A 25,961-nucleotide genomic window follows, 5' to 3' on the forward strand; every position below is an offset into this window, starting at 1 on the left:
ATTTTTCTAGAGTGTTCGTTGGCAAAAGTTCCAACGACACACTGAGAACGCCAGTAACTCTGGATACGCTGAGAAATCTTATGGTTTCCTAGCGCAAGAATCCCCAACTATAATCTCCGATTTAGTTGGGGTGCGTTCAAGAGGTAGTCAGTTAAATTATCTTCCCCCCATCCCCCCATCCCCCCATCCCCCCATCTCCCCATCCCCCTTCAGGGGCTTGAGAGAACTTTTTGTTTTTAAATCGGTAGCAATGCCCGTTGGCAAGCAGGACAAATCGCATGAATAGTAAGTTGACAGTCAAGTAGCTGATATCCTTCTTTTTCTGCGGTTTTGGTTCCTATTTTCAAAATTGCATCATTTTTAAATTCCACAGTCTTATTACAACGGACGCAAATCAGGTGGTCGTGATGGTGGGGATAGGGCTGATTTAGTTCATAATGTTTATGTCCTTCGCCCAATTCCAACTCACGCAAGATACCCATTCTCGCCATTAATTTCAAACTGCGGTAAATCGTAGATAAGCTAATCGGTTCCCCTTTGCTTTCTAATCGGTGATAAAGATCCTCCGCACTTAAATGATCGCCTCTGGGCAATTCTTGGAAAAGGTGTAAAATGGTTTCCCGTTGGGGAGTTAAACGCCAACCTCTTTCATTTAGCTCAGCTTTCAGTGAGGATGCTGTATAGACTGGCATGATCTCATTCTCAAGAAAGGTACAGTTATTGAAAATGATAACTAATTAGCGATTTATTTTCAAGAAACTTAGACTATTGAGAATTTATCTTAATATGTGGGAAATTTAGATTCCTCAGCTGCTGGAGTATGGGAGCGCAAGCAAGACCAATTGCTTGGTAGCAGAGAAGGCCAGCCTTGGCGCAAAGCTTCTGGACAAACAGTATGAATAGTCAGTTGACAGTCTAACAAATGCAGTCCAGCTTTTTCCGTTTGTTTCAAGCCAACTTTCAAAATTGAATTATCTTTAAATTCGATCGTTTTGTTGCATTGAATACAGACTAAATGATGATGATGATTGGGATAGGGCTGATTGATTTCATAATGCTTGTGTCCTTCTGCTAGTTCTAATTCTCGGAGAATACCCATTCTCGCCATTAGCTTCAGGGTACGATAAACCGTGGATAGGCTGATTTTCTCACCTTGACCTTGGAGTACAGAGTAAAGTTCTTCCGCACTCAAATGTTTCCCTTCGGGAAGGTCTTGAAAGACTTGCAAAATAGTTTGTCTTTGGGGAGTTAAACGCCAACCTTTTTCATTCAGTTCAGCTTTAAACGAGCCTGCTGTGTAGGTACTCATATTGACGTTATTAGAAAGCCTTCTATTTAGGAAGGATACACAATATTGCTACTAATTTTCAAGAACTTTCAGTTATTGAGAATAAGTTTCTAAAAGAATCCTGAAAACTCCAGATAATTGAGAATTAATCTAATTAAAAAAAGAAGATGAAAAGCTGTAACCCTTGTTAATTAAGGTTTTTAGAACAGATAAAGATTGTAACCAAAATATTTTTTATTTTTAATAGACATCTCTATAATTGCAAAATTGTAGAGTTAAATTGCCTGAACAACTCAAAAGTTTCTACTGTTCCTCGTTCAGAAGTTCCCTTTTAAAAAAAAAGACCGAGAACAGCAATCTCGGTCAATGGAGACAAACACAATGAACTAACTGAAAAACTTAACCAAAAGACTCCAGATAATCACGGACACGATTACGGCGTTTTGGTTGACGTAACTTTTGCAGAGCTTTCGCTTCTATTTGCCGAACTCGTTCGCGAGATAGATCCAAAGCGCGACCAATTTCTGCTAAAGAGTAGGATCGACCATCTTCCAAACCAAAGCGCATGAGAATCACATCTCTTTCCCTGGTGGTTAAGTCAGCTAAAAGCTGCTGTAAGTCACGGTAGAGAGCTTCCCGCATTAAAGTGTCTTCGGGAGAAATTTCTTCGGTGGGTAACAAGTCGCCGAGTTCGGTATCTTTTTCTTTCCCGACTTTAGTTTCAAAGGAAACGGAGCGAGGAACGCGGAAGAGAACTTCCCGGACTTGCAAAGGTGTCATTTCTAGTTCCTTTGCTAAATCTTCGAGAGTGGCGGTGCGACCTTTTTCTTGAGAGATTTTGCGCTGGGCTTTTTTGATTTTGTTGAGTTTTTCGGTAATGTGGACTGGGAGACGGATGGTGCGGCTTTGAGTGGCGATCGCACGGGTGATTCCCTGACGAATCCACCAGTAAGCATAAGTGCTGAAGCGATAACCTTTAGTAGGGTCAAACTTCTCAACGGCTCGTTCCAATCCCAGAGTACCCTCTTGGATCAAATCCAACAATTCCAAACCACGATTTTGGTATTTTTTCGCGACAGACACGACTAAGCGCAAGTTTGCCTTAATCATGTGATCTTTGGCTCGAATCCCTTCTGTTTGAATTTGTTCTAGTTCTTCAATAGTTAAATTGACTAATTCTGCCCAACAGCGTTTTCCGGCGGCTAAAATTGGCTTCAGTTCCGCTAGTGCGATTCCGGCTGCATTTGCCCATCTTTCAAAGGAGGGACGATGACCTAAATTAGCGGCTAGGCGATCGTGACTTTCAATCAATTCTACATATTGCCGGAGTACCCCATCTTCCTTTTGGGCAGCTTGATCTCGTAATTCCAGCAACCGCATATAGCGCTGGACTTGTTGGGCTTCCGAAACTTCTTCATCTCGCCCTAACAAACGTACTCGACCAATATCTTGCAGATACAAACGAACTAAGTCGTTGGTACGGCGGTTAGGACTTTTCGTTAAATTGGCAGTTTCTTCTTCCTCGATCTCTAGATCAACTAGATCCCTAACTGTTGGTTCCATTTCGTCTAACTGAAAGCTAGGGGCTTCTGGTTGACTATTGTAGCTGGCATCAGTGGTATAAAAGGTTGCTGGCATAGTTATTGCCTCAACTGCTCCGGATGACAAAGGGGCTTTTTGAATTTGGCGATTGGTTTTTTGTGTGGGCATCTTTCTTGACGAAATATAATCTTGATAGTTGCCCTACTTACTCATAAGACTTCCAGTAATGCACTCTGGAGCTTGACGACTACCGTCTTTAGTAGCACATAATCTATCTTTCCCATAATTAGTCGAATAGATAACAATGTTGTGCCATAAAATAAAAATTTTCAGACGGAGTGGGTGAACTTCTCTATCCTCAGCTAGTATAGAGTCGCATCATGTATGTCTTACGTGACCTCTGTCAGAGGATAAGTTAATCTACATCACTAGGTAGATGAGTTCCCGATCACTTTCTAGATAATTGCCTTAATTTAATTGAAGATATATTACAAAAATCCCTAAAACATAATTTGCTGTGATACTCAAGGATTACTGATTAGGGTAGATGTGTTTCTGGTTTGACATCTCGCAGCATGAGTGAGTCTACGGCTGCTTGCGGGGTGACTTCTTCTTTGAGTAAGCGATCGACTTGCGCGGAAATAGGGATATAAATTCCTTGTTGATTAGCTAAATGAACTAGCACTTGGGACGTATTGACTCCTTCAGCGGTTCCTTCTAAGTTGGCTAAAATTTCTGTGAGCTTTTTCCCTTTCGCTAATCCATAACCTACTTGATAGTTCCGACTTAAAGGGCTGTTACAAGTGGCGAGGAGGTCGCCTAACCCTGATAAACCATAGAATGTATCAGTTTTCGCTCCCCAGTGATTACCAATACGGATGATTTCCGCGAGTCCGCGAGTGACGAGTGCTGCTTTGGCGTTTGTTCCTAACTGCAAACCGTCACAGGCACCAGCTGCGATCGCCATCACATTTTTCAGCGTCCCACCCAACTCCACACCCAAGGGATCATCATTAGTGTAAACCCGAAACCGACTGGAATTAAAGAGTGTTTGTACTAGTTTAGCCGCTGCCATGTCGTTACTGCCAACTACCGTAGCTGCGGGTAGTCCTGCTTGAATTTCTTTAGATAAATTTGGCCCAGCTAGAACTACTACAGAATTTGCCGGAAACGCCGCTTGCCAAATCTGAGAAGGAGTACAGGTAGTCGAAGGATCTAACCCTTTGGTCGCCGTCACAAAAATTACTTTCCCCAGGGATAAACCCCGTAATTGTTCTACTACAGGTCTTACACCCTTCATGGAAACAGCAGAAACCACGATGTCTACATCTGCTAAGACATCCGCCAGAGTTGAGGAACTTTGGCGCGACCATAAATGCACTTGATGACCGTTCGCCTTCGCCAAAAAAGCTAAAGTCGAACCCCAAGCACCAGCACCAATAACTGCGATCTTTGTTTCCATCTGCGGGAGTTTTGCGTTTTGAATGGGGACTGGGGACTGGGGACTGGGGACTGGGGACTGGCGCGGGGTTAGGGGTTAGGGAAAAACTCCGAGATCACCCCTGCCCCCCTGCCCCCCTGCTCACCTACCGGGGGTATCTTTCCATTAAAGCTCTAACTTGTTCTGCGTGGTAAGAGCTCCGAGTTAAGGGAGAGGAAACTACTTGTAAAAATCCGATGCTTTCGCCAAATTTTTGCCAAGCGGCGAACTGTTCGGGGGTGACAAAACCTGCAACTTGCAGATGTTTTTGACTGGGTTGTAGATATTGACCTATGGTGAGGATATCGCAATCTACTGCTCGTAAGTCTTGCATAACTTGGCGAACTTCCTCGTCAGTTTCTCCCAGTCCTACCATGATGCCAGATTTGGTGTAAAGTTTGGGGGCTAGTTGGCGCGATCGCGCAAGCAACTCCAGCGTCCTCTGATATTCCCCTTGGGGACGTACCCGACGATACAAACGAGGTACTGTTTCTGTATTGTGATTCAAAACTTCCGGTGCCGCTTGTAAAATCTGGGCTAATGCTGCCCAATTTCCACACAAATCAGGAATTAACACTTCAATTGTTGTACCCGGAGAAATAGCGCGGATTTCCGAAATACAACGGACAAACTGAGAAGCGCCACCATCAGGTAAATCATCCCGGTTAACCGAAGTAATTACCACATGATTTAACTTTAACCGTCGCACTGCCTCTGCCAATCTTTCTGGTTCTGTAGGGTCGAGGGGTTTCGGTTTTTTCTCAAAATCAATGTCACAGTAAGGACAGGCTCGCGTACAGGCAGGCCCCATAATTAAAAATGTCGCTGTGCCATTGTGGAAACATTCGCCAATATTGGGGCAAGATGCTTCTTCGCAAACGGTATTCAGGGATAAATCCCGCAAAATTTCTTTAACGCTGCCAACACGCTCCCACTGAGGCGCTTTTACTCGCAACCATTCTGGTTTGACTACCACCTTAAATGCGACAATTCCCTGGACGCTGACCTGCGGTTCAGCGTCCAGGGAATTGTCGCCAACTAATTCAGAATCGCGTAGCGAATCCTTATTTTGAGAATTCATATTCATAACCATCAGCTTGGTGAATCATAATTAAATATTTAGGATGAACGTCAAAACGTTTATTCTTAGTAGAAAGCCGAAAACTAGGTCTGAACCTAAGGTGTCATGACCCTGATAACGTAGTTTCAGCAATCTGAAACTTAGGCTGGTCAACAGGGCTTGTAGGAAACACAAGCCCACACTTACCCGTTAGAGAAGTGTGGGTAATTGACAATTGCCTCTTACTGTCAACCTCTTTAACCAGGATTGATCATAGCAGAGGAGGTGGGGAGATAGGGGGATGGGGGAATGGGGGGAAGATCCTTAATTTAATCAACAACTCTCCACACCTCCCAGCCTTCATTCCCCAATCACCAGTCCTTTAATTTGTGATATGATAAAAAAACTGATTTGTTAAATCCGGGATGTAGCGCAGCTTGGTAGCGCACCTCGTTCGGGACGAGGGGGCCGCAGGTTCAAATCCTGTCATCCCGATTGTTGGTAGTGGATTGCCAGATTATTTGTCCGCGTTGACAGATTGGCAGATTAGCGATCGCTCTTGCTTAATTACCCAAATCTCTTTAAACTATAACTGCACAAAATTGGAAAATTTGCTATAAGCTAAGGCAACTAGAATGTGTTTCTGGTGAGATGGCAGATTAGGATTGAACTAGCTTAAAGTCATTTACATTAATGGCTGATGTTAGCTGCCCTCTCTAACCCGAAGTTAGTTTATGATGCCCTCACGTCTGGCTCTCGTTTTGTTCTCCTGCACTTCTTGCTTCAGCTTTGTTTCTGGCGCTACGGTAGCGTCAGGGGCACCCAGATTTCCATCTATAACTATCCAAGTTCAGAATAACGTGCCGAAGCCTGGGGGAGACTCGGTTCCGATCGATATATTACAGAATCTTGGGGAAACGAAGCCTTCTCCTACTCCTAAACCTAAAACTAATTCTGGCAAAAAATCGTCGAAGTGGCCTTTGTTTTGGATGGGTGCTGGGGTATTTTTGGTGATTATTGCGGGAGGACTGCAATACATTCTCAAACATTGGGAAGTTCCTCCTGAAGTTTCCCAAACGGAAACATCTGAGTCGGAAGCATCAGAAAGTCAGCCGGAGACGGTGGTAGAAATTGTAGAAAACGATCGAGTTCCTGTTTATGAACCTGCTAATTCTGTGATTGAGGTTCACGAAATAAAACCAATAGAAGTAGATAAAAATGGTCATGCTAATCATATATTAACTGCTGCGGAAGATGAACCATTATCGGAACCAAAATCGGAACCAAAATCAGTAGCGACAGATAGTAATTTAGAGGTGCAAGAAACTACTCGCCTCCCGAAAATTAATATTGTTGATGAGTTAATTAAAGATTTACAAAATCCAGATCCGACGAAGCGACGTAAGGCAATTTGGGAGTTGGCGCAAAGGGGAGATTCTAGAGCAATTCAACCTTTGGTTAATTCGTTAATTGATGCTGATTCTAAACAGCGTTGTTTGATTTTAGAAGCTATTTCCCAAATTGGGCATCGGACGCTGAAACCTTTGCAGCGTGCTTTGGTGATTTCGTTGCAAGATGAAAATGCGGAGGTGCGGAAAAATGCGATTCGGGATGTGACTCGGATTTATGAATTAATGGCGCAAATTAGTCAATTGTTGCGTCACGCTATTGACGATCCAGATGCGGAAGTGCAAGAAACTGCAAAGTGGGCTATGACTCAAATGAACCGAGTGCGAGGGGTTTCTAGTGTGGATAATTTTCCGTCTTTTACTAATACTAATCAAGGAAATTCTTGGGATAAACCACCGAATTAATGAGTTCATATTTTATAATCGGGGTGTCCCCGGAGAAATTATCCAACCAGGAAAGACGGGTTTTTTGGTAGAACCGGATAATGTGGAGGAGTTGGTTAAGGCGATCGCACAAATCGAGCGAATCGATCGCAATACCTGCCGTCAGCAAGCAGAAATTGAATATTCTTTGCCAGCTTTAGGCGAGCGAATGGAACAATGGTTTGAGGATATTTTAAAATATTATTATAGGGAAAAAAGCTAGTCACTCCAACCGAGTGCTTCGCTAATTTGTTCAGCTAATTTTAAGGGACGGAAAGGTTTAGCAAATATAGCAGCTACTGGCATATCAGCAAAAATTTCTTGATAACCATTTTGGGCTTTAGCAGTAACTAATATAACCGGAATTGGTTGAGTTGTGGGATTAGCTTTTAACTGTTGTAGTGTACTTCTGCCATCCATGTCTGGCATCATCATATCTAATAAAATAACATCTGGTTTTTGGTGGGCAGCAATTTCTAAAGCTTCTTTTCCCGAACTGGCAGTTACTACACTCCAACCTGCGCCCATTTCTAATCCCATTTGTGCGATCGCACGCACATCTTCTTCATCATCAACTATGAGGATATTTTTACTCATAAAATGCTCCGCTACTAATTGGGTGTTCATACTTTTGATAGTTGTTAATTTGGTATTATCGGCTAATGTAAATCTAAATCGGGAAGAACTAGGGTAAATTTAAATTTGTTGTCTTATCCTAAATTTAGCTAATAAAAGATTATCATATATTTAAATTCCTGATTTACGTGGCCTTGGGTTCGGGGGACTTTGAATCCTGTTCCCCCCGAAGTTCGGGGGGTTAGGGGGGATCAAACCGACTATATTTGTAACTCAGCAACTTAAGTTAGTATCTAGTTACTAGCCAGTATAATATATTGCTCAACGCTTGGTAATTATATTAGCTGGGGCATGAATTAGCGATCGAGATAGTTAAATTAACAAAGAGGATATCACCATGCCAGCATCTGAATTTGGTTTCTATTTCCTAACACAAGGCAATGATTTTTTGGAAATTCCACCTGGTTTACTTGCAGGTTTACCGATCGGATTAGTTGCTTTAGATGGTAATGATGTTGTCATCGGTTCAACAGATCCAGAAATTATTAACGGTAATCAAGGCAATGATACTATTCAAGGCGGAGGAGGCGATGATTTAGTACTAGGTGGAAAAGGTAGAGATCGAATTTCAGGAGGTTTTGGTAATGACCAAGTGAACGGTAATTTAGGAGAAGATTTAGTTTTTGGAGGTGCAGGAAATGATACAGTTCGAGGCGGCAAAGATGCAGATTTAGTAAGCGGAGAAGATGGCAATGATGTAGTAATTGGAGATTTGGGTACAGATGTGTTAGTGGGAGGAAACGGCGCAGATTTGTTTGCTTTACGAACTGATATCGTTTTAGCTGATAATAACAATTTAGATATTATTTTAGACTTTGATAGGGTTAATGATGTTATTGGGGTTACAGGTGGATTTACAGAAGCAAATTTCACTCTTAGACCTCTGGATGTTCCTTTAAGTATCATCACAACTATTCCGGGAGTTGCCAATATTCCTGGGGTTACTCCAGCGACAATTAGACAGAGTTTATTTGATTTGACTGGTGTAGATATTGACCCAAATGGGGATGGTTTTATTACTGGTACTTCTATTGAATTTAGTAATGGTGTAGTTTTCACTTATGCGGTGAATGTTTTACCATCTGATATTTCTGGCAAAATCATTTCTGTGGGTGATATTTAGGTTTTTAGTTGGTTCGTTGTGTTGGTTCGTTGTCAAGACTTCAGTCTTTTCTTTACTAAGGATTACGACTGAAGTCGCTACTACGAACTGGGGGGATTACGACTGAAGTCGCTACTACGAACCCAGTACTTTTTCACAGGGTAATAAAATGTGAAATGTACTACCTTCACCTAAAACGCTTTCTGCCCAAATTTTGCCTTCGTGTTGTTCAATGATGTGGCGACAAATCGCTAATCCTAATCCTGTTCCTCCTTTTTTACGGGAGTCGGAGGCATCTACTTGTTGGAAACGTTCAAAAATTAGGTGTAATTTATCAGAAGGGATGCCTCGACCTCGATCTTTGACTGTAAATAATATGAAGTCAGAGTCAGGATTTTCTGATTTTTTGAGTTCGGTATTAATCCAAACATTGCTACCTGATTCGGAAAATTTAATGGCGTTGCTGAGTAGGTTGGTGAAGGTTTGTAATAAGCGATCGGGATCTGCCCACAATTCTACATTCAAAGGTTGCGCGATTAATTTAATTTCTGCTTGATCTGCTAAAGCTTGCATTGATTCTACTGCTTGATTGATAATTTTAGCAGCATTACATTTAACCATTTGCATGGCAATTTTGCCGGATTTCATCCTTTCTAAATCGAGGATGTCGTTAATTAACCGAATCAATCTTTCGGTGTTAGTAATCGCAATTCTTAAAACATTTTGTCCTTTGGGTGTTAAAGTTCCCAATTTTCCAGCGCAGAGAATGTCTAAGGAACCCATTAAAGAAGTTAAGGGAGTGCGTAATTCGTGACTGACTAAAGAGATAAATTCATTTTCTAAACGTTTGCGTTCGGTGATATCGTTGACTATATTCAAAGTACAGGGAATTCCGCTAAGGTCGATTAATTCTACTGATAATAATACGGATTTTGTTTCTCCGTTTTTAGTGCGAAATTCACATTCTTGATTTTGCAAATATCCGGTTTCTAATAATTGTTGTATAGCTTGTTCGTAAATTTCTTGGGGAATTCCTAAATTTAATTCAGCAGCGTTATGTCCAATTACTTCGCTTTGGGAATAACCACTCATTCTTAAAAAGCTGGGATTGATCTCAATAAATATGCCTTCTTCCAGCGTGGCGATCGCAATTGGGTTAGGACTAGAACGAAATGCTTTCCTAAATTTCTCTTCGGCTTTTTCCCGATCGCGAATTTCCTGTTGTAATAGCGAGTTTTGCGTTTGCAGTTGTTTTTGTAACTTACAAATTGTCAGGTGTGTTTCAATTCTGGCTAAAACTTCTTCAACGTGAAAAGGTTTAGTAATGTAATCTACTCCCCCTACAGCAAAAGCTTTGACTTTATCTAAAACATCTCCTAAAGCACTGATAAAAATTACTGGAATTTCACGAGTGCGATCGTCTTTTTTTAACTGCTGACACACTTCATAACCGTTCATTTGCGGCATATTTACATCCAACAAAATTAAGTCAGGCGGCGCAGCTTGTGCCCCTCTTAACCCTGTGGAACCTTTAGTCACGCTGCGAACTTTGTAACCTTGTTCTGTCAGCATGGCAGACAAAAGATTTAGATTTTCCGGCGTATCATCTATTACCAAAATGTCAGCTTTCATAGACTTGAAGGCAGGGGGGCAGGGGGGCAGGGGGGCAGAGGAGAAAATTAAAACTCAAAACTTGCCAAAGTTTCTGCTTAACTGAAAACTCAGTACGGGCAATTCATGAATTGCTCAGTACGGGCAATTCATGAATTGCTCAGTACGGGCAATTCATGAATTGCCCAGTACGGGCAATTCATGAATTGCCCCTACAACTGTTGTAAAGTTGCTGCGGCTGTTTTTACAGGTGTTAGTAATTCTATCGGTAAATGCAGATGATTGAGCGATCGATCCTCATCTTTGGACATAAGATTTGGGCCATGATAATCGCTGCCACCTGTAACCAGTAAACCATATTTAGCACACAATTCTAACAGCATCTTTTGCTCTCTGGAATTGTGGTTAGGATGGTAAACTTCTACTCCCATTAAACCTGCGTCTACCAATTCTTTAAGCACTTCTGTAATTACACCACCGCGAAATAAACAGGGGTGTGCCCACACAGGTACAGCGCCACATTCCCGCAGTAAAGAAACACCTTCTTGGATGGAAAATTTTTCATAATGTACATAAGCAGGTTTGTCATCTCCTAACCAGCGATCGAAGGCTTCCTGAGATGATCTTACTATTCCCGCTTTCACCAGTGCCGCTGCAATATGCGGTCTTCCGGGTGCCATTTCTGCGCCCATTTCGGGAAGTTGAATATGATAACCTAAATTCGCTAAATTCGCTACCATTTGTGCAGCACGGCGTTTTCTTCCGGCTAAACGTTCTTGTAATGCTGGACGGATTAAATCTGGGTTGGGATAAAAACCCAAAATATGTAATGAACGTTCATTATGTACGGTGCTCAGTTCGATACCTGGAACTATTTCTATTTCGTAGTTAGCAGCAACAGCAATTGCTTCATCCCAACCAGAAACGGTATCGTGATCGGTAATTGCTAGCGCTTTTACACCAGTTTGGGCAGCTTTTTTTACGAGTTCAGCTGGTGTAAGAGTGCCGTCGGAATAGGTTGTGTGACAGTGAAGTTCTAGCATTCTTATATTATAAAAATAATGCTGAAAATCCCGCGAGTTTAAACTTCTGAGTGTAAAGAATAACTGACTTTGGCATGGCTGGATGTTATTCTATTTGGCAAGTGTGAGGAAAAAGTCAATGCCAACGCCAAACAAGTCTTTTATACGACCATTATTCCTGATTTTAGGTGCTACCTCTGGGAACCTATTTTTTGCAACTGCTAGCTGGAGTCAGGATTTGTCTTGGACAGATTTGTTATTAGAAGCAAGCTATTTCGATCGCTTATCCTATCCCACTTTAGAAAAAGTCTCCACTAACGCTGTCGATTTGTTACCTAATGCTTCTCAATCTCAGACTAGAGAATTTGCACAGGATACTACAGATCCAACAGTCAACTCGCCTTTATTTCCCGGAGATAAAGCTTTCAGTTTTGGTTTTGGTTCAATTTTAGGGGAACCTACCGCATTAAAAGGGCCAACTCGTGAAACAGTTGTAGCCGCACAATCAACTGCATTACCATCATTTTCCATTAGCGGATACGTACAGCAAAAAATTGGTGATAACCAAAGGTTGGTACTTGAAGCAATTGGTGGTTTTGAATTATTAGGTGTTGACCTTAGTTATAGCATTGCACCGGGAACTTTACCGGGGATTTTTTCGGTTAATTTTTCTAGTCAACAGTCGCGAGTTCCGGCTTTTGAGGAAGGAGAAAGGGAGGTAGAATTACCGGGGGGAGATGAACCTTGGGTCGATCGCTTGGGTGGTGGCATAGAATATTCCCAACGTTTAGCGCCGCAACTGCAAATGGCGGTAGGATTTAATTATCAAAGAGTAGCGATCCGAGATGCGGCTTTTACTTCTGATATTTCTCCACGAGATGAATTGGGTAACGAATTATCTTTTAGCAATGACGGAATTGATGTTTTATTAACTTTAAATTTCGCTGGTTTGTACGATACCACTGATAATCCTAGTTATCCTACCAGTGGTTCTCGGATCAAATTTGGCTTGGATCAATCTTTACCTGTGGGAGATTCTAGCATTACTTATACGCGGCTTGCTGCTAACTTCACGCAATTTTTTCCGGTAAGGTTGTTGAATTTTACTGAAGGGCCGCAAACTTTTATTTTAAATTTGCAAACAGGTACTATGCTGGGTGATGTTCCGCCTTATGAAGCTTTTAATTTAGGTGGTACTTCTTCAGTACGCGGTTACAGCAAAGGTGAAATTTCTACTAGTCGCAGTTTCATTCAAGCTACCGCTGAATACCGTTTTCCTGTCTTTTCTTTTACTGCTTTTCGCCAACCTTTTGATGTGTCGGCAAGTCTGTTTGTAGACTACGCCACTGATTTTGGCACGGCTGATGATGTCACGGGTAAACCTGCGGTAGTCCGAGATAAACCTGGGGATGGTTTGGGTTATGGTTTTGGTTTTAATGCTCGCAGTCCTTTTGGGTTAATCAGGTTTGAAGTCGGTTGGAACGATCGCGGTGGTAATGAGGTTTTTGTGGTGATTGGCGATCGCTTTTAATCTTAACATCTATTCTCTATAAAATCCGGTTTCTTCAGGGAAAAATTTTCTAAAGCAACCGGATTTTTCCATTGTATTCCTCACCTTAATCAGGAATTCTTATCAAGTTTCAATTTAACGCCACAGCCTCTACTCATCACCTCTGGCTCTTTAGTAAATTTATGTTAAGATCTGTTAAAATGTTCTAGATGAACAAAATTTCAAAAATACTTAGCGTACTTTTTATATGTAAGCAATATGTAAATAATTGGAAAATTTCATAATGCTTAGACCTGAAGTTATTAAATGTCTATTAAATAGCTTGTGATGAACAAACATAAAATTTCACTTATATATCTTTATAATAAATAACTTAATAGAGCTTCAGGTGAGATGAGTCGATAAAAGTTCGAGATTGTCGGTATCTTGCTGAGAAGAAATGTGATTGGCTTATGGCATACAAAATCCCCGGTACTTGCTTAAAGTGTGATAGTTGTCGGACTCACTGCCCAACTGGTGCAATTAAAGTGGTGAGTGATGATTATTGGATTGACCCTAGTCTTTGCAATAATTGTGAAGGTTATTATCCAGAAGCGCAATGTCTGACTTATTGCCCGATCGACTGTCCTTTACCGTCAGAACCGAAGAAGGGCAGATACAAAGCCGAAACTAGACCGATAACTAACCCGGACTTATTTGCTAATGGGAAAAATAATCCCTTTGCCTCTTCGATATTGATTTGGGAACTCTGTAATTTGTTAGCGCAAAGGCAATCTTTACCCTGGAAAGTAGAAGCTTCGGGACAGCCTTGTTATGAACGCTCAATTAATGGAGGCAGGGGCGGAATCTCATTAAGAATTACCGAAAGCCTTTCTGATGATGCAGCGCCGTTAACGGGAAAAGAGGCAGTTAAAGCGATCGAATCCCTAGACATTCGTGCTGCTTGTATGCACCTGATATATGCGGCCCATGCCACTGCCTTAGAAAAACCCTGGCAGCAGGAATTTTTGATTAACGATCGACAAATAGAAGAATACTTAGGACTCGACAAACGCAAAGACTTAAGTAAAGCTTTCAAACTCGCTTTAATCAGAGAAATTGCCCTCCAACCTTGCTTAATTACTGCTTCTATAGATTGGCCGAAACAAGGAAAAATCAACGGCTTTTCTGTCAGTGGAACTCGCTTATGGCACTTACTAGAAATTCAGCATCATTTTCAAGAAGATGAATTAGGATGCAAATATCTAGTGGGATTAACTTTCAAAATTCGCGCTGGAATTTGGGCACAGTACTTCCTAAACAAACAAGGTTGTAAAGAACGCACTGCTTTTTATCAATACGGCATTTTGCCCAAATCTCTGTTAACCAACGTTATGAGTATTTGGCAGCAACATGAAGGTGCGGCAAGAATGATGTTATGGTTGTTGTTTAAAGCCAAAATGGGCAAAGAACAGCGAATTACCGTACCCACATTAATGCGAATTGCTTACGGAGAAGAAAAAGTCGCTTTGGCAACGCAAATGCGGGAAGAAAGGAAGAGATTGTTGAAAACATTTGAAAGCGACTTAGAATGTCTCCATCATTATGGAATTAAACCGATATTCGATCCGGTAACTTATCCGCCAGAAATTCAACCACTTTGGGCAAAGTTATCAGAACTTCCTGATGATGCCGATGATGCTTTAGACTTTTGGATCAACGATGGAGGTAATGATTCTCGGATTACCGATATTGGCCCGCGTGGGAAATGGAATTCTTTGATGAATGCGCGGATTTTGTGGTTTGAATTGCCTGTGGGTTGGGAACAGCAAAACAGCGAGGAAGACAAGAAAAAGCGTACCAATCGGATTAAAAAAACCAAACAAATTGAGCAGGTAGTTTTGTCTGCTGAACAAATTTTGGCAGCAAGAAAACGTCAAGGTATGTCTCAAAGAGATTTGGCAAAAATGACTGGAAAAAGCCAAAGCTGGATCAGAGATTTAGAAAAAGGACGTTTATCTGCCAAGTTGGAAGATCAAGCGTTGTTACGCAAGGTTTTAGGTTTAGCGTGAACTCAGATCTTGCACCAAGAGGCAAGAGGCTCCCGCCTCTATTCTTCGTTCCCCGGTTGAACCGGGGAACGAGTATACTCCAGGGCAGAAAGTAAAAATTCCTTGTCCCAAGAGTCTCATATCATGTCCGGTTGATTACCCATTCTGTAGAGACGTTGCATGCAACGTCTCTACAGGTTTGCGATCGTTTATACTATGGTTGATTGGTCGGACATGATATCAAAGACAAGGAGAGATCCGAGAGATCAATCTGATGGAACAGTGGAATTCCAGCCTAATAGTTTAGAAATTTGTACTGGTAGAAAGACAGGATCAAAGGGTTTGGCGATCGCACCCACCACACTCATTTCTTGCAAATGTTGACGACTATACCAACTTGCTTTATGGGTAATTAACAAAATCGGAATTGACTGAGTTAAAGGATTCGCCTTCAGCTTTTGAATAAATCTGGTACTGTTTCTTTTTGCGGTGACATTATCCATGATAATGGCATCAAGTTTTTCGGTTAGCAATAATGCTAATCCTTCTTCAAAAGAAGCAACTGCTATGACATTCCAACCGCCAATTTCGCTCAAGCAAACTTGAAGCACTTCGCGCACACTTGCTTCGTAATCAATCAGCAAAATAGATTTAGCACTAGACATAATGCAAAAAGATTTCACAGCTAACGATCGCTTCCGGCATCGCTACAATTGTTATTGGCTAGGATTTTAAAGTATCTTTCAACATCTTCTGAATTGTTAAATAATGTTCTAGATCGGTTTGCACTTCATCTAGTAGATGTTTGGCTACTCCAATCATCACTTGAGCAGAGACAAAATCATTTTCTTGTAGTTTATTTGCTGCTTGATTGAGTATGTTAATCGAGTGTTGCACTACGAACGCTTTGGATGAGTCATTTCTAATTTCTGTCATTGGGCTGATTTCCTTACTACACTTCTAGTGTAGGTTTGAAAGGGATAATACTTTTCAAATTAAAGTAAAAAAGTAAGAAAGTTATAAGGCTTTTTTGTAAAATTTTCACCATTTGAGAATCTGGGCTACCTGATGCCACACTGTCACCGGGTTGAAAGGTTTGACAATCACTCCTGTCACACCGATTTCGGCGAAGCGGCGACGATCGCTAGGTAAAACTTTTGCTGTTAATAACACTACAGGGATTGTTCGAGTTGCTGAGTTAGCTTGCAGCTGTTCAAATACAGAAAATCCATCGAGATCGGGCATTGACACATCCAGAAGAATGGCATCCCACTTGCCAGTTTTCACTTTTCGTAACCCTTCTTCGCCGGAACTTGCTGTTTCCACTTGCCAACCTGCAAATTCTTCTAAGGAAACTTGAACTACATCACGAATATCTTGTTCGTCATCAATTACTAAAATATGTTTACTCATAGTTCTGTATTTTTTATTGGTAACGTGAAATAAAATATACTACCTTGACCTAAAATACTTTCAACCCAGATTTTGCCTTTGTGCTGTTGTACTATGCTTTTGCAAATAGCTAAACCTAACCCAGTACCTCCTTTTTGCCGAGCATCAGAAATATCAACTTGTTGAAATCTGCCAAAAATTGTTTCTAATTTATCAGCAGGAATTCCCCGGCCTCGATCTCTCACCTGAAATAAGATATAGGGAGTTGAAAGTGGGGATTGTTCAACAGTTGGATTTTCCTTTGTTTGCGGTTCGCCGATTCTGCATTCGGCGCTTAACCAGATCGTACTATGAGCCGGAGAAAATTTGATTGCATTGCTGAGTAAATTAGTCAGGGCTTGAATAATCGCATCAGTGGAAGCGCAAATTTCTGCGACTAGTGGTGTGACATCCAGTTTAATTTGTGCTTCATTAGCGATCGCTTGTACAGATTCTACAGCCTGCTGCATGATATCTTCAACTTGGCAGTTTTCCATAAATAATTGAAATTTCCCAGACTGCAATCTTTCTAAATCTAGAATGTCATTAACCAACCGGACTAAGCGATCGCTATTTTTCACTGCCACCTGAAGCATATATTTAGCTTTTTCCGGGCGATTATCTAAAACTCCGGTTTCCAGAATTCCTAGAGAACCGCGAATTGCTGTTAAGGGAGTTCGCAATTCATGACTGACAATCGAAATAAATTCATCTTTAATTCTATCAATTTTGTGACGTTCGCTAATATCTTGAACTTGCCCGACAAAGTAAAGATAATTTCCCTGTTGATCCTGAACTATAGAAATACTTAAAAGACACCAAACAAAATGACCAGATTTATGGATGTAACGTTTTTCTATTTGATAATTCCGGCGTTTTCCTGCCAATACCTGACGCATATATTCCAAATCTGCATCTAAATCATCTGAGTGAGTAATATCGGGTAAAAAATTGCCTAAAAGTTCAGTTTCGCTGTAACCTGTAATTTCACAAAGGGCATGATTTACTTGTAAAAACCTGCCATCTAAAGAAACTAATGCCATACCAATTGCGGCATCATCAAAAGCTCTGCGAAACCTTTCTTCACTTTCCCGTAATGCGGCTTCAATGCGTTTGCGATCGGTCACATCACGCACTATTATTAAAACATCATCCACGCCACAGGGAACTATTCGGGCTTCTTCATAATAAATTTCCCCGTCTATTTCCAATTGGTATTCTTGAATTTGCACTTCTTTAGTTGCTAATGTAGTTTGAGTCTGACTGAACCTTTGTTGAGCAATTTCTAGTGGCAGCAAGTCGAAAACGCTAGCTCCTTGTTCAACTTTGTCAGGATTAAATAACTTAATGCCATCAGCTAGTCGGATATCTAAGTATCTACCATCTCGATTCATGCGAATTAATAAATCGGGAATTGACTGCACCAAAGCTCGATTTGTTTGTTCGCTTTCCCGCAAAGCGGCTTCAATTTTTTGGCGATCGGTAATATCCTGACCAAAAGAAAGTACAGAAACCAAATTACCTGCTGGATCAAAAACTGCTGAACTATACCACTGACAAACAATCACTCGACCATCTTTAGTGTAGTTACGATTTTCGAGCGCCTTACCAGTAACTAACCCATTGATCAACGGAGAAAGTTCGGCATTTACATAATTAATATCTTCCTCATAAATAAACTTCCAGATCGCCGGAGATTCGGCTTTTACTTCTTGGGCAGTCCAGCCAAGAATGCGTTCTGCTTGTTTCGACCAACGTATAATTTGGAAGTCTCGATCCCATTGCACAATTGCTAGGGGACATTCATCAAAGTGAGTATCAATATGCCCAAGTGCTTGTTGCAAAGCTTGTTCTGTTTGCTTCTGTTCTGTGATATCTAAAACAACGCCATGCCATGCGATCGCACCATTACTGCGACGTTCTGGTTGAGAATTTGCCTGTAACCATTTGATTTTAAGAGAAGGAGTAATAATTCGCCATTGATAACAGAAAACTTCTAAGGTTTCGGCACTGTAAGTAACAGCGGCATCATAACCTGAAATATCCTCTCTCGTGATCTGTCCAATTAGCAAGTAAGCGTCCTTTAATACTTGTTCTGCGGTTACTTCATTAATCGTTTCACAGGCGGAACTAATGTATTCAAACCAGAATAATCCATTAGCTTCTCTAACTAGAGTGTAGATAACTGAAGGGGAGGAATTGCTAAATTGATTCAGCCATTGTTCGGTTTTGCCCAGTTTTTCTTCAAATTGTTTGCGATCGGTAATATCCAAAACAACGCCATGCCAAGCAACTTCACCATTTTTCCTTCGTTGTGGTCGAGAACTAGCTTGAATCCACTTAATTTTCAGAGAAGGCGTAATAATTCGCCATTCATGTTTGAATGGTTTTCCTGTTTCTAGACTTGCTTTTACAGCTTGTTGATAGCCCTCTCGATCGTCTGGATGAATTTGGTTAAATGTAATTGTGGCATCTTGGAGAACTTCTGCCACTGGAATTTCATGTATTTCTTCAAATGCCGGACTCACATATTCGTAGCACACAGGGCCGCTAGGATATTCAATAACGGTGTAAATTACTCCTGGGGAAGCTGCTGCTAATTTTTGGAATCTTTCTTCACTTTGGCGTAAGGCTTCTTGTGCTTGTTTGTGATCGGTAATATCAGTAATCACACCATGCCATGCGATCGCGCCATTACTGCGTTTTTCTGGTTGCGAATTGGCTTGTAACCATTTAAGTTTGCCAGAAGGAGTAATAATCCGCCATTCATGAGAAAAAATTTCTAGCTTTTCTTTACTCTTAGCTACTGCTTCTGTATAGCTGGCTATATCGTCAGGATGGAATTGCTCAAATAAAGCTTGAGGATTTTCTCTAATCTGTTGAAATGTCAATTCATGAATTGCTTCTACTGCGGAACTACTATACTCAAACCAGACACGCCCATCCAATTCTTCAACCAATGTATAAATTGAACTGGGAGATTGATTGCTATAATGACGTAGCCATCTTTCAGTTTTGGAAAGTCGTTCTTCTGCTTGTTTGCGATCGGTAATATCTAAAGAAACAGCCGTCAGAATCCAACAATTTAAAGTAGCATCCCATCGAGAATTATTAGTTTGGGAAATCCAACGTAAGCTACCATTTTTATGGTAAAGTCGATACTCGTAAGTTCCGGTTTGCTGCGCGAAGATATCGGCAAATACTTGAGATTCGATCGCTTCCCAATCTCCGGGAAAAATCCGCGATACCCAGAGGTTTTTGTCTGCTTGCAATTCGGCGGGAGTATAACCAGAAATAAATTCACTACCAGCGGAAATATAGTTAATTTCCCAATTCCCATCTGGAGATACTCGAAAGCTACTAATTGCGGCGATCGCACTATTGAGAATATCATTAAGTTGAACTTGAGAAGCTTGCAGTGCCAGTTCTAATTGTTTGCGATCGCTAATATCTTTACTAATAGTCAAAACTCGTTGTTGACCGTCTAATTCTACCAGTTCGATCGACAATAGCGAAGTTCCCAACTTACCCGACTTAGTGCGGTAATGAAATTCAAATCCCTCAATTCGCCCAGATTTTTGTAACTCTTCCCAAAGAATTACATTTTGTTGTAAATCAGCGCTAAAATTTAATTCTTCTGGAGTTCTCCCAATAATTTCTTCCCGGCTATACTCACTAAATTGGATAAAACTATCATTAACTTCTATATATTTTCCGCCATCTCCCAACTGATTAATTGAAATCGGATCGGGACAAGTGCGAAATACTTTAGTAAATCTTACTTCCGATTCTTGCAGCGCTGTTTTAATCTGTGTAAAAGACTGTTGCAACTGTTGAGCAGTGCGGTTGAAAGATTGCGCCAGCACAGAAATTTCCTTAATAGCGCTATCTTCTTGCTCAACATTTTGCCAATTCCCTTCTGCCAATTCTTGACTAATTCGACTTAATCTCCGAATTGGTTTAGCAATACAATAAGCACTAAAAATTCCCGCCGCACTTGTACCTAAAAAAGTCAATCCACACAGCCAAATTGTCCGCCAAAGATTTTTGTTAATACTTCCCATGAAATCAGATTCTGGCACAATTAGCACAATCAGCCAATCGAGTCCATAATTATCTCGATAGGGAGTTACTTGGACAAACTGCCGTTGATTATTAGTTACTAAATTCAGTTCTTGGGGATTTCGTAAATCAAAAAAGCTGCCGAATCTGTTAACTAACTTTTGGGCAACTTCCCTTGTCCGGTAATCTTGGCTATTTAATGCTGCTAATCTTTTTGGTTTTCCTTTTGCTGACTTGACATAGAGTTTTTCTAAACTAGAGGTAGCAACTAAAGTTCCCGATCGCTCAATAATAAAGACTTGTCCCGATCGAGAAAATTTTTGTTGGTGCAGAAAGCTACTAAGATCTGATAATAAATAAAAAGAGTTAAAAGTTCCTTGAAATTTTCCGGCGCTATTATGGATGGGAGCCAATGCCTGTATTTGTAAAAAGGGTATAATTCGATTGACATTAATCGATGACCAAGTTGGTTTTCTGGCAGCTTTTACTTGACGATACCAAGGCAGCTTTTGAAAATCCACATCAACCGTCGAATATATTAGTTTTTTTGGCGTACCGCGATCGTCAATCCGATAAAACTGGCGCTGACTCGGATTGAGTTTGTTGATTTTCATTAAGTATTTTCTCCCCGGAATCACGTTCTTGCCAGTCAGCTTGCTAGCATAGTCACGTTCTTGTTCTGAGAATAAACGTATGTAACCGATCGCTTCTCCCTCCTGACTCCAAAAGCTATTAGATGAAAGTAAGGGATTCAAGTTAATCTGTTGCCATAAATGTTGTCGCAGTTGCTCAAAGTCGTTGAGATTTAGACTTCCCTGCTTTACTGCCTGTTGATTTACTAACACAATTTGTTGAGAGGTTTGTAAATATCTGTCAAGGCGATCGCTAACTCGTTGGGATACCTGCGCCAACAACCGATGAGCTAAATCCTCAACTGCCTCTTGTCCACTCCGATAAGAGAAATAACCAACTAATCCCACTGCTCCCACCGTTTGTAGCACAAAAGGTACAACCAGCACCCAATGTAAGGGAACTTTCCGAAAAAAACGCTGATGCTTAGGGAAAATAAACGATCGCATATATAAATTTATTAGCTTAGTTTGAGAGAGTTTTGAGTTAAGGAGCGAAACTATAAAGGATACAAACAATAAGTATTTCTTCCCCGGTTTTTGGCAGTATATAATGCTTCATCTGCGATCGCAATTAAGGAATCAAAGCTTTGCTCTGGTGTGGGAATTTTACCTGTAATACCCATACTAATAGTCACATAATTTTTGATTTTCGATCTTTCATGGGGAATCTGTAACTGAGAGATTTTTTGTTGAATCCGTTGAGCAACACGCAAGGCACCATCGAGGCTAGTTTTAGGTAGAATAATGGCAAATTCTTCGCCACCATAACGAGCAGCTAAATCGGAAGATTTGATACATTCTTGAATTGTTTTAGCAATTTGTTTTAAGCAGATATCACCTGCTGGATGTCCATAAAAATCGTTGTAATTTTTAAAATGGTCTACATCACAGAGAATTAAGCATAAAGTTTCCTGTTCTTGAATTAGCTGTTGCCATTGTTGTTGGAGAAATTCTTCCAAAGCTCGACGATTAGGAATTTGGGTTAATGGATCGATTCTGGCTTGTTGTTGCCAAATTGCTGCTTGCTGTTGATGTAGATAATCTAGCTGTTGACGTAAACGCGATCGCTCGATGCGGCTGATTACCCTAGTAACTAATTCAGGCCCTACGATCGGTTTACTAATCATATCATCGGCTCCGGCGGCAAAAACTTTTTGGGTGGATTGGCGATCGTTATGAGCAGTTACCACTAAAATTGGTAAATCTCCATATTTCGGATCTTGGCGCACCACTTGACAAAGTTCGATGCCGTTAAAAGTCGGCATTTCTAAATCCAACAGTAACAAATCAGGCTCAGTACTTTTGAGTACCTCCCAAAATTGCTGCGGATTATCCAGACAAGTAACTCGCACTCCCCAAGGTTGCAGCAGATGGGTTAAAATCTTCAACACTGTGGGATCGTCATCTACTACCATTACTTTGGCATCTTTTTCTTGAATTGGTAGTAGTAATTGGTAAATTGCTTCCAATACTTCTGTGGGAGTAACTGGTTGTACAAGATACTTTTCACTACCTAGACGAGCCACTTGCACCCGACTATCTAAGTTATCATGTTCTCCCAAAGTAATGAAAGGAATCGAAGGAAATTCTTGCCTTAATTCCCACAGCAGCGACAGTTGTTCTTTTGTTAGTGGCGAGGAGTTGAGTAGCAGTACAATGGCGATCGGTGTAGCTGAAGCTATCTGTTGTAATACTTTTGATTTATCTGATATTAACTGAATTTGCCATTTCCAAACAGAGGCTTCTGCAATTAAACTTTCGGCAAACTCGGTTTTTTCTCCGATCAGTAATACTCGCGGAGCTAAAGTTGATGGGCTTTCTTCTAAAAGTTGGGGTGGGTTGTTTAATTCCTGTTTTAATTCCATTAGCAGTTGAGAAAAGCGAGAAATTTGTTGTGACTCTAATTTTGTCTCCATTAACAGATGTTCGATCGCTCTTGCTATTTCCGATCCTCTCGGATAGCCAAAAGTTCCTAAACTTCCCGCCAATCGATGCGCTTCTTCCTTAGCTTTTTGCACCTGTTCGGGATTTACCTGTTGCCATCCTTCTGGAACTACCACTGCCAAAATTTTCAGCCGTTCTTCCAGAGTAGAACGAAACTGTTCAAAAATTCGATTAATTGCTACTGATTCAGTGGGAAATTTATTAATTTCTGTTTGGTTTATTTTGTCTTTCTTCGCTTTATTTGCCGTTTCTCCTTGATCCGGCGCTGTCTTGACACGATATCCTAATCCATATACTGTTTCAATAAATTCTTCTTTCATTCCAGCAGCTTTTAGTTGACGACGTAAATCTTTAATCAAATTAGTGACAGCGTGTTCCGTTGGACAATTATCAATTTTCCACAAATGATCGATAATCGCATTGCGACTAAATATCCTTTGCGGATGGCGCAAAAACAGTTCTAAAAGGCTGTATTCTTTAGTTCTCAGGTTAACAACTTGCTGTTGATATTTCACCAGAGCTAAAGCCGGATCTAAACACAAATCCCCATAAGTTAAAATTGTTGCTTCACACTTGGCACTTCCACGCCTTAATAAGGCTCGGATACGTGCTAATAGTTGGGCAGGCTCGCAAGGTTTAGCGACATAATCATCGGCTCCAGCATCCAAACCTGTTACAATGTCATCATTTGAATCTTTAGCTGTCAAAATTAAAATCGGAGTGCTACATCCAGAGGAACGTAACTGACGACAGACGCTAATCCCATCTAATTTAGGAATTTGTACATCCAGAATTATCAAGTCATAATTACATACATTTGCCAATTCCAATGCTATTTGACCATCAGTTGCCAGTTCCACAATGTAGCGGTGAGTCTTCAGTGTTGCTGAGATCAGTTCGCCTGTAAACGGATCGTCCTCTACTAATAGAATTTTCATACCAGACTGGGATTGTTTCTTAAAAGGTGAACCAGAAGGGAGATTCGTCTACTTTACATCTTTTACTATAACTTTATAAGAAAGTGATAACATTTGACGGGCTAGAGCTTTTTCTTATAAGTTCTTTACTTTTAAGTTGTACATTTAGATTTAGCTAAAATTTAACACAGGTTTTTTTAGACCCAAAAAGCAACCAATACAATTTTATTCGGGAGTGTAACTGCAAAAAGAAATTTTCCAAGAAGTAACTGCGCTTGTACAAGAAGGCTCCAAGACTCTGAGGGAAGAAGGCTTTTATGTTCAGCCTTTTACCTCTTTTCCACTGATAAGTTATTTCTGCCACCTTGCACTAGCTCGACAAAAATCTACGCTGGTAATATAAATATTTCCTGACATGGGGAAAATTTTTGATATAATTACCGTTGTAACAATAATCAGCAATAATCAAACAAGAGTTCAGTAAATCTACTACTTTGGTTTCGAGATAGGTTTTTGAGAAATATGAAAGTTAACAGTAGCCTCTCTTTACTAGCGATCGAGCATTTAATCCAAAACTCCCCGGTTGAATTAAGTCAAACAAAATGGGGGGTGCCTCAGCTACTCAATTCCAATATGGAATCAGAAAAATCTTCGCTCAGTAACAGCAAAACAGTTAGCATTCGGGCAATAGTCTCGGAGTATCATTTGTATTTACAAGAACACCCCCTAACTAAAAGGGAACTAGAAATTTTGGAGTTAATCGTCCAGGGAGACACCAATTCCGAAATAGCTGAAAAGCTATATCTTACAGTAGGGACAGTAAAAACTCATCTGCGAAACATCTTTAATAAGTTAAATGTAAACGATCGCACCCAAGCCGCAGTAATAGCTCTACGTGCAGGTTTAGTGGATTAAGACAAAATTTTCTCATCTTCATATAATTCTCTTATCTACAAGCTGTAGAATATGTCCCAAAACAAAACAATTCAGGAAAAATAACTGTTACCTAAAGTCTGGCAAAACCAAGGAGATTTGTACTAATGACCTTAACAAAACGGTGTATCGCTGAGTTGCTCGGTACATTTTGGCTGGTGTTGGGTGGTTGTGGTAGCGCAGTACTAGCCGCAACCTTCACCGCAGATGGTGCCAAAATGGGTGGAGAGACTTTGTTTCCTTTGGGGCTTGGGTTTGTTGGTGTCGCCCTTGCCTTTGGACTAACTGTGTTGACAATGGCTTACGCGATCGGTCATATTTCTGGCTGTCACCTGAACCCAGCAGTATCCTTTGGATTATGGGCAGGTAAACGTTTTCCCGCTTCCGAACTTCTACCTTATATTGCTTCTCAAGTGATTGGGGCAACGATCGCCGCTGGACTACTTTATCTAATCGCTACTGGAAAAGAAGGTTTTGTCCTTTCTGGTTCTAATCCTCTAGCTACCAACGGTTTTGGCGCACACTCTCCGGGCGGATATAATCTGTTAGCGGCTTTCATTACTGAAGTAGTAATGACTTTCATGTTTTTGATGATTATCCTGGGTTCTACCGATCATCGTGCTCCCGCTGGTTTTGCTCCGATCGCCATTGGCTTAGGACTTACCCTAATCCACTTAATTAGTATTCCTGTTACTAACACTTCTGTCAACCCGGCTCGGAGTACAGGTGTTGCGATATTTGCCGGAACAGAACTCTTGGCGCAAACATGGTTATTCTGGGTGGCACCAATTTTTGGCGCAATATTAGCCGGATTTTTCTACTCCTCCTTTTTTAGTGAGCCTGCGATCGAAGGTCGCCAACGCATGAAAGAATTGATTTAACTCAGATCTGGCTTCACAAAGGAGGTAGAACCTCCGGCGATCTCGTTC

Annotated in this window: 19 protein-coding genes, 1 tRNA gene and 1 pseudogene; 8 read left to right on the forward strand and 13 right to left on the reverse strand. The window is 40.9% G+C overall.

Annotation, left to right across the window (positions count from 1 at the left end; genetic code table 11):
* Positions 1-236: 236 nt before the first annotated feature.
* From ACE1CC_RS04000 to lipA, 5 genes are all read right to left on the reverse strand, one after another.
* Entirely contained in the window at positions 237-692 is a 456-nt protein-coding gene (locus ACE1CC_RS04000) for a Fur family transcriptional regulator (protein ID WP_413269179.1), read from the reverse strand.
* A gap of 89 nt (positions 693-781) precedes the next feature.
* Positions 782-1,309, reverse strand: a complete 528-nt coding sequence (locus ACE1CC_RS04005) for a Fur family transcriptional regulator (protein WP_413269180.1) — start codon at positions 1,307-1,309, stop codon at positions 782-784.
* A gap of 378 nt (positions 1,310-1,687) precedes the next feature.
* Entirely contained in the window at positions 1,688-2,926 is a 1,239-nt protein-coding gene (gene sigC / locus ACE1CC_RS04010) for an RNA polymerase sigma factor SigC (RefSeq protein ID WP_413269181.1), read from the reverse strand.
* 442 nt (positions 2,927-3,368) lie between these two features.
* Positions 3,369-4,292 carry an NAD(P)H-dependent glycerol-3-phosphate dehydrogenase gene (locus ACE1CC_RS04015; RefSeq protein WP_413269182.1) on the reverse strand — a complete coding sequence of 308 codons (924 nt, stop codon included), beginning with the start codon at positions 4,290-4,292 and terminating at the stop codon, positions 3,369-3,371.
* Positions 4,293-4,416: 124 nt separating this feature from the next.
* The gene (lipA, locus tag ACE1CC_RS04020; RefSeq protein ID WP_413269218.1) at positions 4,417-5,286 is read right to left on the reverse strand and encodes a lipoyl synthase; all 870 of its coding nucleotides are present in this window, start codon (positions 5,284-5,286) and stop codon (positions 4,417-4,419) included.
* A gap of 505 nt (positions 5,287-5,791) precedes the next feature.
* Between lipA and ACE1CC_RS04025 the strand changes: the two genes are divergently transcribed.
* The 3 genes from ACE1CC_RS04025 (at position 5,792) to ACE1CC_RS04035 (ending at position 7,425) form a co-directional block, all read left to right on the forward strand.
* Positions 5,792-5,865, forward strand: a tRNA-Pro gene (locus ACE1CC_RS04025).
* Between the two features lie 239 nt (positions 5,866-6,104).
* Positions 6,105-7,184 carry a HEAT repeat domain-containing protein gene (locus tag ACE1CC_RS04030; protein ID WP_413269183.1) on the forward strand — a complete coding sequence of 360 codons (1,080 nt, stop codon included), beginning with the start codon at positions 6,105-6,107 and terminating at the stop codon, positions 7,182-7,184.
* A complete protein-coding gene (locus ACE1CC_RS04035) occupies positions 7,117-7,425 on the forward strand; it encodes a glycosyltransferase (RefSeq protein WP_413269184.1) in 309 nt (102 codons plus the stop codon). The genes ACE1CC_RS04030 and ACE1CC_RS04035 overlap by 68 nt, the downstream gene beginning before the upstream one ends.
* Here ACE1CC_RS04035 and ACE1CC_RS04040 read toward each other — a convergent pair.
* Positions 7,422-7,799, reverse strand: coding sequence for a response regulator (locus tag ACE1CC_RS04040; RefSeq protein ID WP_459563797.1), 378 nt, complete (start codon positions 7,797-7,799; stop codon positions 7,422-7,424). The genes ACE1CC_RS04035 and ACE1CC_RS04040 overlap by 4 nt on opposite strands.
* A 376-nt stretch (positions 7,800-8,175) precedes the next feature.
* Between ACE1CC_RS04040 and ACE1CC_RS04045 the strand changes: the two genes are divergently transcribed.
* The gene (locus tag ACE1CC_RS04045) at positions 8,176-8,961 is read left to right on the forward strand and encodes a calcium-binding protein (RefSeq protein WP_413269186.1); all 786 of its coding nucleotides are present in this window, start codon (positions 8,176-8,178) and stop codon (positions 8,959-8,961) included.
* Between the two features lie 114 nt (positions 8,962-9,075).
* On the opposite strand, the gene ACE1CC_RS04050 is transcribed toward ACE1CC_RS04045, so the two are convergent.
* Together ACE1CC_RS04050 and ACE1CC_RS04055 are read right to left on the reverse strand one after the other, a co-directional pair.
* Entirely contained in the window at positions 9,076-10,572 is a 1,497-nt protein-coding gene (locus ACE1CC_RS04050; RefSeq protein ID WP_413269187.1) for an ATP-binding response regulator, read from the reverse strand.
* A 191-nt stretch (positions 10,573-10,763) separates the two neighbouring features.
* On the reverse strand, positions 10,764-11,594 hold the full coding sequence (locus ACE1CC_RS04055; protein ID WP_413269188.1) for a PHP domain-containing protein: 831 nt from the start codon (positions 11,592-11,594) through the stop codon (positions 10,764-10,766).
* Between the two features lie 118 nt (positions 11,595-11,712).
* Here ACE1CC_RS04055 and ACE1CC_RS04060 point away from each other — a divergent pair, with 118 nt between their 5' ends.
* Together ACE1CC_RS04060 and ACE1CC_RS04065 are read left to right on the forward strand one after the other, a co-directional pair.
* The gene (locus ACE1CC_RS04060) at positions 11,713-13,104 is read left to right on the forward strand and encodes a BamA/TamA family outer membrane protein (protein WP_413269189.1); all 1,392 of its coding nucleotides are present in this window, start codon (positions 11,713-11,715) and stop codon (positions 13,102-13,104) included.
* Positions 13,105-13,535: 431 nt separating this feature from the next.
* A complete protein-coding gene (locus tag ACE1CC_RS04065; protein WP_413269190.1) occupies positions 13,536-15,134 on the forward strand; it encodes a helix-turn-helix domain-containing protein in 1,599 nt (532 codons plus the stop codon).
* A 245-nt stretch (positions 15,135-15,379) separates the two neighbouring features.
* On the opposite strand, the gene ACE1CC_RS04070 is transcribed toward ACE1CC_RS04065, so the two are convergent.
* The 5 genes from ACE1CC_RS04070 to ACE1CC_RS04090 all read right to left on the reverse strand — a co-directional run bounded on the left by ACE1CC_RS04070 (position 15,380) and on the right by ACE1CC_RS04090 (position 24,120).
* Entirely contained in the window at positions 15,380-15,778 is a 399-nt protein-coding gene (locus ACE1CC_RS04070) for a response regulator (protein ID WP_413269191.1), read from the reverse strand.
* Between the two features lie 58 nt (positions 15,779-15,836).
* Positions 15,837-16,049: a hypothetical protein gene (locus ACE1CC_RS04075; RefSeq protein ID WP_413265810.1), complete on the reverse strand. Its 213-nt coding sequence runs from the start codon at positions 16,047-16,049 to the stop codon at positions 15,837-15,839.
* 105 nt (positions 16,050-16,154) lie between these two features.
* Positions 16,155-16,526: a response regulator gene (locus ACE1CC_RS04080; protein WP_413269192.1), complete on the reverse strand. Its 372-nt coding sequence runs from the start codon at positions 16,524-16,526 to the stop codon at positions 16,155-16,157.
* Complete coding sequence (locus tag ACE1CC_RS04085) at positions 16,523-21,685, reverse strand: PAS domain S-box protein (protein ID WP_413269193.1); 5,163 nt, start codon at positions 21,683-21,685, stop codon at positions 16,523-16,525. The genes ACE1CC_RS04080 and ACE1CC_RS04085 overlap by 4 nt, the downstream gene beginning before the upstream one ends.
* 50 nt (positions 21,686-21,735) lie before the next feature.
* Positions 21,736-24,120 carry a response regulator gene (locus ACE1CC_RS04090; protein WP_413269194.1) on the reverse strand — a complete coding sequence of 795 codons (2,385 nt, stop codon included), beginning with the start codon at positions 24,118-24,120 and terminating at the stop codon, positions 21,736-21,738.
* Positions 24,121-24,762: 642 nt separating this feature from the next.
* Here ACE1CC_RS04090 and ACE1CC_RS36705 point away from each other — a divergent pair.
* Both ACE1CC_RS36705 and aqpZ read left to right on the forward strand, forming a co-directional pair.
* Positions 24,763-25,014 (forward strand): annotated as a pseudogene (locus ACE1CC_RS36705) (response regulator transcription factor); the annotation flags it as partial.
* 125 nt (positions 25,015-25,139) lie between these two features.
* Positions 25,140-25,913, forward strand: a complete 774-nt coding sequence (gene aqpZ / locus ACE1CC_RS04100; RefSeq protein WP_413269196.1) for an aquaporin Z — start codon at positions 25,140-25,142, stop codon at positions 25,911-25,913.
* Positions 25,914-25,961: the final 48 nt, after the last annotated feature.

This window comes from Floridaenema aerugineum BLCC-F46 (assembly GCF_041929345.1).
Taxonomy (GTDB): domain Bacteria; phylum Cyanobacteriota; class Cyanobacteriia; order Cyanobacteriales; family Aerosakkonemataceae; genus Floridanema; species Floridanema aerugineum.